1 protein-coding gene is annotated in these 407 nt (G+C 43.0%); it reads right to left on the reverse strand.

Annotated elements, in window-relative coordinates:
• Positions 1 to 407 (reverse strand): putative metal-binding motif-containing protein (locus ACH5TX_RS00795; protein WP_439337651.1); only part of this gene is annotated, 407 nt, incomplete at both ends.

The following is a 407-nucleotide window of genomic DNA, read 5'->3' on the forward strand; positions in this document are numbered from 1 at the left end:
ATAGTATTTGAAGCATCTCCAAAACCATCACCATCAGTATCGGCAAAGAAGGTTGTTGTTACACCTTCGTCTATTTGTCCGTCGCAATTGTTATCAAGACCATCACAAAGTTCTGGGGCATTCGGGTACACTGTGGCATTGGTATCATCGCAATCGGTATTATCAGGCACATAACCAGCTGGTGCCATACAAGCTTGTGTACTGTTGCTTGCATCTCCAAATCCATCGCCATCAGTATCGGCATAAAACGTTGTTGTTACACCTTCATCTATTTGTCCGTCGCAATTGTTATCAAGACCATCACAAAGTTCTGGGGCATTCGGGTACACCGTGGCATTGGTATCATCACAATCTGTATTATCAGGTACATAACCTGTGGGTACAGAACAAGCTTGTATAGTATTTGA

The organism is Thalassobellus citreus (assembly GCF_044385915.1).
Classification (GTDB): Bacteria; Bacteroidota; Bacteroidia; order Flavobacteriales; family Flavobacteriaceae; genus Thalassobellus; species Thalassobellus citreus.